The following is an 11327-nucleotide window of genomic DNA, read 5'->3' on the forward strand; positions in this document are numbered from 1 at the left end:
AGATGCCGCATGACTGGCGTCGGCCGGAGACCTTTCATCGCTGAAAGGCTCGCGCGCGCAGGAGGCATCGGTGTCCTCGCGCTCGCGCTGTTCTTCGAAAGCGCACACGGTGCGAAGGCCGGACCGGGCGGAGCATCCCCGGACACTGCGACGCCAACGCAGGCGCTCGACATGGCGAGCGACCATGCCCAGCGAGCGCCACGCGCCTCGACAAGGCAAGCGTCGATCCTGTGGCTGGAGTGTTCGCGTCTGGCCTATGCGGCGTTGCAGGCGGACAGCGATGTCGCGCGCTCCTTGACGCTGGCCAACACCTGCACCGACGCGTGGCTGGTCGCCGCGTTGCAGGATCAGCGCGCTTGGCGAGCGGGCCGGGAACGGATTCACGGCCGAACGGTACAGGTCGAGTTCCGGGGTCTATCGGCTTACCTGGACAAGTCCGTCCGCGTCGTCCGGGCTGCAGACGTGTCCATGCGCATCTACGGAGGCACGCGCTACACGCGCGCGGGCCTGGGCATTCCCGTCGTGGTCGTGAGCCCGCGCTGCCGTGATCGCCCGATGTGCAAGCTGCTGCCGTTCTCGGGCGTATTCCGGCCGGCCACCGCATGGATCGAACCGGATGCGCAGGCCGACGCGCGGCTCGTCATCGCCGATCCGTTGCACGCCACCACGGCCACGATCGGAAGCACGCAGGTGCCGCTAGCCGAAGACACATCGGCGGCGTACGCGCATGTCATGGGGTCCTCTCCGATCGGGCGCCTGGGACTGTTCGGCCTCATCGGTGGCGGCGAAGTCGCGCGCCGCGCCGGCGTGTACCTGATGGAAGACTACGACCCCGACAAGCGCCCGCTGATCATGGTGCACGGCCTGGGCAGCAGCCCCTTGTCCTGGAGCGGCATGGCCAACGCGATCTGGGGCGATGCGGAGCTACGTCGACACTTTCAGATCTGGTACCTGGTCTACTCGACGGACGAACCCTTGTTCGTCGCGCGCCGCCGCATCTCCGGCTATCTCGACGCCGCATGGGCCATCGTCGACCCGGACGGGAACGATCCGGCACGACACGGCGCGGTCCTGATCGGACACAGCATGGGCGGCGTTCTATCGCGGCTGCTTTCGGTGGAAACCGGCGACACGCTCTGGTCGACGGCGTTCTCGGTGAGGCCAGAGGCCATGCCCGGCGACGCGGGCGATGTCGCCGCGGTCGCGAGCCTGCTCGTGTTCTCGCCCTATCCCGGTGTTTCCCGCGCGATCTTCCTGGCCGCGCCTCATCACGGCAGTCCATTGGCGGACCGGTGGTACGCCCGGCTCGTCAAAGGCCTGGCGGGAGAGCCGCCGCCCGAGATCCAGGCAATCAGGCGCATCGCGCGCGAACATCCGGAGGTCGTCAGGATCGAACTGCGCTCCAGCTACCAGCAAGGCAGGATCACCAGCATCTCGACATTGCAGGCGGCGCAGCCAGTGCGGCGCGCCAGCGAGCGCCTGTTGCCGGTGGCCGGCATTGCGTACCACACCATCGCCGGCCGCTTGCCGATGCGCATGCCGGAAGGCGACGGCGTGGTGCCACTGGCCAGCGCAATGCTTCCCGGCGCGTCATCCACGCTGGTCGTGGAGTCCGGGCACGACATCTACGCCCATCCGGAGGCGATCGCGGAAGTCGTCCGCATCCTGCGCGAAGACCTCGCTGGAACAGCGAGCACTTCGGCGCAGCTCCCCTGAGCACGCGGCCAGGGCCACTGTCTGCCTTCGCCGCATCCGACGGGGCGGTCCCGCGGTGTGCGGATGGTCCGATCGCCGATGGCAGGCGATATCGACGTAGCCGGCAACCCACCACACCAGGTAGAGCGCATAGACAACCTGCAACTGCCACGATGGGAGCGCCATCACGGTGCCCTGTTCACGAGCGGCGACGCAAGCAGAACGCGGCGGCGATCAACGCAGCGCCTTCGCGTTGCGCGCGCGGCGTGACGCCGTCTTCGCCTACATGAACGACGCGTCCCATGAAACGACATCACGTGCACTAGCCGCACCTCAGGCTGGGAAATAGCCAGCGATCCGCTTTGTGCACTCCCTGGCCCGTGCCCGCCCCACACGCCACGAGGACCGCCATGGCCAGCCGAAAGAAGCCCGCCGCCAGCAAGACCACCGGACGCAAGACCGGCGCGAAGAAGACCGGCAGTCGTTCCGTGCGGCGTAACGCCGACCGCCATGCCGACGGCGCCATGGCGCGACAGGAGCAGGAGGCGCAAGCCACGGCTTCGGCGTTCCCGCACAACGCCACCAAGCCCGCCGAGTATGGCCGCGACAACGCGCTCGACCCGCCCGAAGGCGAGCACGTCGCGACGTCGCCACTCGTAGGCGCCAGCACGCTGAGCGAGTCGCAGCCTTCGGCGAAAGCCGGTCACCCGCCTACCGCCGGAGCCAGTCCCACGACCGGCCCACTCGAACGCGTCCGCGTCGACGGCGGTGGACAGCGACTGACCACCAACCAGGGCGTGCCCATTGCGCAGAACCAGGACTCGCTGAAGGCCGGACTCCGCGGTCCTGCGCTGCTCAAGGATTTCATCCTGCGCGAGAAGATCACGCACTTCGATCACGAGCGCATCCCGGAACGCATCGTCCACGCACGCGGTTCCGGTGCGCATGGCTACTTCGAGTGCTACCGATCCTTGCGCAGGCTCACCCGCGCCGCGCCCTTCCAGGACGATGGCAAGGTCACGCCGGTGTTCGTGCGTTTCTCCACCGTGCAGGGGGCACGCGGATCGAAGGACACCGCGCGTGACGTGCGCGGCTTCGCGGTGAAGTTCTACACCGACGAAGGCAACTGGGACCTGGTGGGCAACAACATCCCGATCTTCTTCATACAGGACGCGATGAAGTTCCCGGACCTGGTGCACGCCGTCAAACCCGAGCCGCACCACGGCATGCCGCAGGCAGCCTCGGCGCACGACACCTTCTGGGATTTCGTGTCGCTGATGCCCGAATCGACCCACATGCTGATGTGGGTGATGTCCGACCGCGGCATCCCTCGCAGCTTCCGCATGATGCAGGGTTTCGGCGTGCATACCTTCCGCTTCGTCAACGAGGCGGGCGAATCACGGCTGGTGAAGTTCCACTGGACGCCGCGCCTGGGCACGCATTCGCTGGCGTGGGACGAAGCGGTCAAGATTTCCGGCGCGGATCCCGACTACCACCGGCGCGACCTGTGGGAAGCGATCGAGGCCGGCGAGTTTCCCGAATGGGAACTCGGTGTCCAGGTGTTCACCGAAGAGCAGGCCAACAAGTTCAGTTTCGACGTGCTCGACGCGACCAAGATCGTGCCGGAGGAACTGGTGCCGGTGGAGCCGATCGGTCGCCTGGTGCTGAACCGCAATCCGGACAACTTCTTTGCGGAGACCGAACAGGTGGCGTTTTGCACCGCGCATGTGGTGCCGGGCATCGATTTCACCAACGATCCGTTGCTCGCCGGGCGCATCCATTCTTACGTCGATACGCAGCTGTCGCGTCTGGGCGGCCCGAACTTCCACGAGATTCCGATCAACGCGCCCATCGCGCCGGTGCACAACAACCAGCGCGACGGCTTGCATCGTCAGGCCATCCATCGCGGACGCGTGGCCTACGAGCCCAACAGCCTGGGCGGCGGTTGCCCGTTCCAGGCCGGTGCGGCGGGATTCGTCGCGTTTCCCGAGCCGATACGTGCCGAGGAACTGCGCGGCCGCCCGGAAAAGTTCGCCGAGCATTTCAACCAGGCCACGCTGTTCTACGAAAGCCAGAGCGACACAGAGAAGGCACACATCGCCGCGGCCTTCCGGTTCGAGCTCAGCAAGGTCACGGTGCCCGCCATCCGCGAGCGCATGCTGTCGCAGCTCATGAACGTGTCGGTCGAATTGGCGAGCGAGGTGGCCGACGGTCTCGGCATCGGCGACGTGGAAGCCGCACCCCGCGCCATCGGACGGGTGCCTCGTCCTGAAGTGCGCCAGTCGTCCGCGCTGTCGCTGCTGTCGCACCCGGGCGATGGAAGCATCCGCACACGCAAGGTCGCGCTGATGGTTCGCGATGGTGTGGACGGCGCCGCGCTGTCCGCAGTGCGCGATGCGTTGATGGAAGCGGGCGCGGTGCCGCGCCTGGTCGGTCAGCGCGTCGGTCCGTTCACCACGCGCGAAGGCAAGCAGTTGCAAGCGCACGCATCGCTGGAGAATGAGCCCGGGCCGCTGTTCGACGCACTCGTCCTTCCCGACGGTGCCGAGGCCGTGAAGGCGCTGGCGCTGGATGGACGCGCGGCGGAGTTCATCAAGGAGCAGTACCGCCATTGCAAGCCGATCCTGGCACTGGGCGCTTCCAGCGCGCTGCTGGAAGGCGCCGGCGCCTCGGCCGTACTGCCCGACGGCAGCGACGACCCGGGCATCGTGCAGGCCGATGACGCCGACGACGAAAGCATCGCCGCCTTCATCGACGCGCTGTCGCAGCATCGGCTTTGGGTACGCGAGTCCGACCCGCCCATGGTGTGAGGCGTCGCAGCGCTACTTCTTGCCTGCGTTGTTGGCAGCATTGCGCCTGGTCAAAGCAAACAACGTAACGACGCCCGCCACGACGCCCCAGAAGGCCGAGCCGACGCCCCATAGCGACAGGCCCGATGCCGTGACCAGGAACGTCACCAGCGCAGCCTCGCGTTCGGATTCCTCGCGCAGTGCCGCGGCCAGGCTGCTGCCGAGCGTGCCCAGCAACGCAATGCCGGCGATGGCCACGATCAGTTCCTTGGGAAACGCCGCGAACAACGCCACCACCGTGGCACCGAACAGGCCGACCACGATGTAGAACGCCCCCGCGGCCACGGCCGCCGTGTAGCGACGTGCGGGATCTTCATGCGCCTCTTCGCCCATGCAGATGGCGGCGGTGATCGCCGCCAGGTTGAGCGCAAACCCGCCAAACGGCGCCAGCAACAGGTTCGCCACGCCCGTCCAGCCGATGACGGGCGAGATCGGAATCGGGTATCCCGCCGCACGGATCACCGCGACACCGGGCACATTCTGCGAGGCCATCGTCACGATGAAGAGCGGGAGCGCAATGCCTGCGATCGCCGCGATCGACAGCGTCGGCACGACGAACACAGGTCGCGCGACTTCCAGCGAAAGTCCCTGCACGTTCAACAGGCCCGCCGCACCCGCCACGCCTATGCCGACCAGCAGCGTCGCGATCACGGCATAGCGTGGCGCGTACCTGCGCATCAGCAGGTAGGTCACCAGCATCGCCAGCACCATGCCCGCCTGCGAGCGCAGGGCGGCGAACGTGTCCAGCCCGAACCGAAGCAGGACGCCGGCGAGCATGCCGGACGCCAGCGACACCGGGATCCTGCTGATCATGCGTTCGAAGAAGCCGGAAAAGCCGGCCGCCATGATCATCAAGGCAGACAGGACGAACGCACCGACCGCGTCGGACAACGGCAGCCCCGCGGCGCTGCCGATCAGCATCGCGGCACCGGGCGTGGACCAGGCGGTCACCACCGGCATCCGATAGCGAAGCGACAAGCCGATGCACGTCAGCCCCATTCCCAGGCCCAGCGCCCAGATCCACGAACTGATCTGGGCCGGCGTCGCGCCCAACGACTGCGCCGCCTGGAACACGATCACCGCGGAACTCGCGAACCCCACCAGCACCGTGACGAAGCCGGCCGCGATCGCCGACAGCGAAAGATCGCGCAGCAGGTGTCGCGAGGTGGACCCGGTGGTGGTGGTGTTCATCGTCGCCCTTCGCGTTCGTTGTGATCCGATGTCGGGCACGGCAACTGTCCTTCGTGGCGGCTGCCTGCCGGTCGAAGTCTCGAACGTTACAGGGCGTCCCGCGCACGTTCCAGAGCGCTCACAGGTGCGCCCGGCGAATCCAGCGGTCGCCGCCAAGACGTGCGACGCCACGGTACGCAAGGCCGTTATGACCTTTCGTACGCCCCACCGCCCAGCGCGCCCTGCTCGCGTGCGCAATCCTTCGCCCGGGCCAGCAGCATCGCCACGCGCGAGGGCTTCGTGCCCGGCAGGATCTGCAGCACTTCCGCCTTCGTCCTGAGCAACTCGGCGATGCTGAAACGCCCGCCCGTGGTTTCCGCCAGTGCGATCGCTTCGTCTATCGCCGCCAGCGCCCCTGCCCCGTCCTCCTGCTGCCGCAACGCTTCGGCCATCGCCTGGAGTGCCTCGGTCCTGATGACGGTCAGCTTCGGCGGCGGCAGCATGTCCAGGCATTGCCCCAGGTGCCAGGCCGCTTCTTCGGCGTGGCCTCGGTGAAGCATGACGCGCCCGGTGAGGAAGTGCGCCATCTGCACGCGCGTTCCCATCTTGTACTCGTTGGCGACGTCCGCCAGATCCTGGATCAGGCGCTCGGCCTCATCGTCCAGCTTGTTCTGCAACAGGATCGAGAAGCACAGGACGACGCTGATGTAGAGCGAGTCCGGATGGCGCCGCGAATCTTCGATCACGCGCCGTGCCACATCCAGGGCCTGCAACGGGAATCCGCGCAGCCATTTGACGCGTGCCGTGCTGGCGACGGCGATGACCTGCTCCTTCATCTCGAAGTACCGCAGCGGGCGCATCCCTTGCTGGACGAGCAGCTGCGCACTCGAGGCGAAGTTCGCATCGGCCGCGATCTGATCGCCGGAATAATGCCGGGACGAACCGGCCATCCAGCCGGCGATGATGGTTTCGCACGGGCCGCCGCGGGTGGCGGCCAGCGCCGCGTAACGCACGGCGACGTCGAGCGAATCGGGGAACCGGCCGTTCGCCATCATCGCCAGGTGCAGACCCGCCAGCAGATGGAACGTGGCCCCTGCGTCGTCCAGCGACGCGCTGACTGCCAGCCCGCGTTCGACGACCGACGTCATCTCGCCTTCGTAGTCGCCCATCGTGTAGCAGGCGATGGCGAGGGACTCCAGCAGGGTCAGTTCGACGCGGCTCGATCGCAGCGGCTCCGGCAGCAGGGCCAGGGCGCGCGCGCAGCAACGCTTGCACTCGTCGAGCAGCGACTGTTCCAACAGCCAGGGCGTGGCGAGGCTGCTGATCTGCGCGCCCAAGGTCAGATCATGGTGCGCGGCGAAGCACCACTCCATCGCGAGGCGCACGTTGCCCAGGTCCGACGCTTGCGGCGCTTCCGCCGCGTTTCCGGCCGCGCCGCGCTGCAGGCGCCCCGCGTAGTGAACCGCGTGCCGACGCGCCACCTCGTCCCTGACGCGGGTGTCGGCCAATCGCTCCGCGGCGTACGCGCGCGTCGTCTCCAACAGCCGGATCCATGTGCCGCCCTCGCCTGCGCTCACGCTGACGAGCGATTTGTCGATCAGGTCGCCGATCGCCTCGCTCGCCTGGTGGGCGCGGATGACTTCGTCGGACACGACATCGATCGCCGCCTCCATCGAGAACGCCCCCGAGAACACCGACAAGCGATACAGCACCTGGCGGTCGCGTTCCGGGAGCAGGTCGTGCGACCAGTCGATCATGGCTTCCACTGTCTGATGCCGCGGGACGGCGTTGCGACGGCCCTGCCAGTGCAAGGCCAACTGGTTGGCGAGCAGATCCGACACGCCGTGAATGCCGTACGTGCCAACGCGACTGGCGACCAGGCCGATCGCCAGCGGATTGCCGTCGAGGCGGCGGCAGATCGCGGCGACGGTCGCGGCATCGCGATTGTCGAGCGCATACGGTGCGCCGCCCTCGCGAGCACGGTCCATGAAGAGCCGGACCGCCGGCCACGCAAGCGCCTGCCCTGCCGTCAATCGTCCCGTGTGCGGAGGAAAGGCCAGCGGACGCAGCAAATACACATGCTCGCCATCGACCCGCAGGGCTTCCCGGCTGGTGTTGAGGAAGGACACCCGTTGCGATTGCGCGAGAACCTGCGTGACCAGCCGCGCCACGGCGTCGATCAGATGCTCGCAGTTGTCCAGCACGATCAGCGTCGGGCGTGTGGAAAGCACCTCCACCAGTCCGGCGAGCAGGACGGGGCCGGTCGGGTGGTATCCGACGCACGCCGCGACCGCTTCCAGGACCATGTCCTCGCGCATCACCGTGCTCAGGTCGACGAAGAACACCGCATCGTCGAACGCATCCACCGCGTGCGCGACCAGCACCGCCAGGGTCGTCTTGCCCGCACCGCCGGCGCCGACCACCGTGACCAGGCGGTGATCGAGCACGCGCTGCGAGAGTTCGGCGACGCATTCATCGCGGCCCAGTGCGCGTTGCAGCGGCGCGGGGAGGTTCGGTCGCGCTCGGTCGGCATGGAACGAAGGCCAGGCGTCGTTCGCCGCATACGGGCCGGGCGACGACGTCCCAACGCCTGCCGCATGCGCCTGCGCCACGAAGCAGTAGCCGCGCCCGGCGACACTGCCGATGTAGCGCACGCCATCGCGCCCGCAGCCCAACGCCTTGCGCAGGTTGGCCACCTGCACGCGCACGTTCGAACTCTCCACGACCATCCCGGGCCAGGCGACCGCCATCAGTTCGCGATGGGTCAGTACCGTGCCGCGGGCCGCGACCAGCGCGACGAGGATGTCGAACGCGCGGCTCCCCAGCACGACGTCCGCGCCGTCGCGTTGCAGCACGCGATTGTCCGGGCACAGGCGGAACGGCCCGAAATCGGTTGTCTCGCTCATACCGGACCTCCCGCAACGGCACACGGCAATCGAGGAGACGGGTGACGATCGCCGGCGGGGGGCGTTCCACTCGTCAGCGCGGATCACCGCAGTCTGCCACCGGCTCGTGGCACCAGGTAAAGAACCCGTGAAGGCATGGCGCACCGTCGATGCCGCAGCACGGCGGCGCGCGGCGACATCGCGCCTTCACGGGCTTTGACTGCATTTGATTCTTGCGGTGGCCGTCTTCCGGCCTAGACTTTCGAAGAATCGTTCCACGTGCTTGTAGCATCGTGCCCGATTGATCGCCCAGGCCGTCAGGCCGCGCAACGGAGGATGGGATCTTGGACGCTCGGATCGCCGTACCGCAGTCCCGTGAACAGCTGTGGGCCCTGCTCGCCGAAGCCGCGGAGATCGAACACCACCTGATGTGCTGCTACCTGTATGCGGCCTTCAGCCTGAAGGAGCGCACCGACGAAGACCTGTCGGAGGCCGAGCTGCAGGCCGTCCAGCGCTGGCGGCAGGAGATCCTCTCCGTTTCGGTCGAGGAGATGGGGCACCTCGCCATCGTGTGCAACATCCTCTCCGCGCTCGGCGCGCCGGCGCACCTGGTGCACCAGAACTTTCCGATCCCGCCCGGCTACCACCCGTCCGGCGTCGTGGTGAAGCTGGCCCCGTTCAACCGCCAGACGCTCACGCACTTCATCTACCTGGAGCGGCCCGACGATGCCGACGTGCAGGACGGTGAAGGCTTCGAACCGCCGCAGCGTTATTCGCGCGCGCTCGGCATGGACCGCCTGATGACGGTGTGCACCGATTACGACACCGTCGGCGAGCTGTACCACTCCATCTCGGCGGGCCTGGCGCACCTGAGCCAGTCGATGGGCGAACGGGTGCTGTTTGTCGGCAATCCGGAACACCAGCTCGACAGCGACGTGGCGCGGTTGCCGGGCCTGAAGACCGTGCGTTGCCTGCGCACCGCGCTGGAGGCGATCGACGCGATCGTCCGCCAGGGCGAAGGCGCGGACTCGTGCAGCGAAGACTCGCATTACCAGCGGTTCCTGCGCATCGGCCGCGAGTTCGACGCGCTCGTGCAGGCGCGGCCGGCGTTCCGTCCCGCGCGGATGAGCGCGCACAACCCGGTGATGCGCCCGCCGCCGACGCCGGAAGGCCGGCTGTGGATCAGCGAGGAACCCGCGGCCGCGCTGCTGGACCTGGGCAACGCGCTGTACAACCACTGCCTGCGCTGCGTGTCGCTGGCCTACGGCGACGTAGGCCGCCCGTCGCAGATCGCGCTGGTGGCCGCGGGCATCGACCTGATGCACCTGCTCACGCCCGTCGCGACACTGCTGGGCACGCTGCCCGCCAACCCTGCCCTGCCGCAGGCCACCGCGGGACTGAGCTTCGCCACCATCCGTTCCTCCGCCGCGCTGATGGGCGAAGCCGGCAGCGTGGACGTGCTGGTCGAGCGGTTGCACGAGATGAGCGGTCGTTGCGAGCGGATCATGCAGAAGCATCCCGAACTCGTGTCGCTGCTGGACGTCACGCGTGCCGGCACGGAACGCCTCGCGCGGCGCCTGGCCGCGCAGGCCGAACAGTGCCGCCGCGAGGAAGCGGCGATGCGCGCCACGCCCACGAATGTCGCCGCGCCGGAGCACGCGGTGGCGGCCAACGAAGCGCCGCAGCCGCAGCGCCTGCCCGATGGCGTGGAAATCATTGCCGGTGCGCAGGTCGACATCGTCTACAACGGAGCGCGATGCATCCACGCGCGCCATTGCGTGCTCGGACTGCCGCGCGTGTTCCGCGCCAATACGCCCGGCGCCTGGATCCATCCCGATGCGGCGACGACGGAGGACTTGGTGACGGTCGCGCACATGTGCCCGTCCGGCGCCATCGGCTACCGTCGCCACGACGGCGGCGCGGAGGAAGCGCCGCCGCCGGTGAACCTGATCCAGCTGCGCGAGAACGGCCCACTGGGCGTGCGCGCTCAGATCGTGCTCGACGGCGAGCCCATCGGCATGCGCGCCGTGCTGTGCCGTTGCGGGGCCTCCAAGCGCAAGCCCTTCTGCGATGGCAGCCACAACGACGTGCAGTTCCGCGCATCGGGTGAACCCGACAGCATCGAATCGGCCGCCCTGCCCGCGCGCAACGGGCCGTTGAACATCGACCCGGAAACGGACGGCCCGCTCATCATCCACGGGAACGTCGAAATCTGCTGTGGCACGGGGCGGACGATCAGGCGCATGACGTCGGCGCGCCTGTGCCGCTGCGGCGGGTCGTCGAACAAGCCGTTCTGCGACAACACGCATCGTCGCAATGGCTTTCGCAGTGGGTGAGATGCGCAGGTCGTTGTTGAGCGCCCTTACCGTCATCCCGGCGAAGGCCGGGATCCAGGCCGGCAGCGTGCGGGCACTCACGCCAGGGTGAACTCCCTCCCCGTCATTCCCGCGAAAGCGGGAATCCAGGGACGTTTCACGCCTTGCCGATGGCGTGCGGATCGCGATGGCCAAGCTGTTGCAGCTGGCATGCCCAAAGGTGGAGCGTGGAAAGTCCCTGGATTCCCGCCTTCGCGGGAATGACGGTGTGCTGGTTTACCGGAGAGGAAGTGCCCACACGCAATGGGCCTGGATCCCGACCTTCGCCGGGATGACAGTGGAATCGGCCGCGCGCCACCGACCACGGACGGCAATCGCAACCACGCTCTTCAAACCGAGCTCTTCAGACGGAG

General features: G+C 67.8%; 5 protein-coding genes. 3 read left to right on the forward strand and 2 right to left on the reverse strand.

The window, feature by feature from the left end:
* Positions 1-9: 9 nt before the first annotated feature.
* Both JI752_RS16765 and JI752_RS16770 read left to right on the forward strand, forming a co-directional pair.
* The gene (locus JI752_RS16765; RefSeq protein WP_216966263.1) at positions 10-1716 is read left to right on the forward strand and encodes an alpha/beta fold hydrolase; all 1707 of its coding nucleotides are present in this window, start codon (positions 10-12) and stop codon (positions 1714-1716) included.
* Between the two features lie 389 nt (positions 1717-2105).
* A complete protein-coding gene (locus JI752_RS16770; RefSeq protein WP_254201080.1) occupies positions 2106-4505 on the forward strand; it encodes a catalase in 2400 nt (799 codons plus the stop codon).
* Between the two features lie 12 nt (positions 4506-4517).
* Here the strand turns inward: JI752_RS16770 and JI752_RS16775 are convergent, their stop codons facing one another.
* On the reverse strand, positions 4518-5735 hold the full coding sequence (locus JI752_RS16775; RefSeq protein WP_216966265.1) for a benzoate/H(+) symporter BenE family transporter: 1218 nt from the start codon (positions 5733-5735) through the stop codon (positions 4518-4520).
* Between the two features lie 185 nt (positions 5736-5920).
* Positions 5921-8620, reverse strand: a complete 2700-nt coding sequence (locus JI752_RS16780) for a winged helix-turn-helix domain-containing protein (protein WP_216966267.1) — start codon at positions 8618-8620, stop codon at positions 5921-5923.
* A gap of 323 nt (positions 8621-8943) precedes the next feature.
* Between JI752_RS16780 and JI752_RS16785 the strand changes: the two genes are divergently transcribed.
* Positions 8944-10935 carry a ferritin-like domain-containing protein gene (locus tag JI752_RS16785; RefSeq protein WP_216966269.1) on the forward strand — a complete coding sequence of 664 codons (1992 nt, stop codon included), beginning with the start codon at positions 8944-8946 and terminating at the stop codon, positions 10933-10935.
* The last annotated feature ends 392 nt before the right edge of the window (positions 10936-11327 follow it).

This window comes from Lysobacter sp. MMG2 (assembly GCF_016735495.2).
Classification (GTDB): Bacteria; Pseudomonadota; Gammaproteobacteria; order Xanthomonadales; family Xanthomonadaceae; genus Lysobacter_J.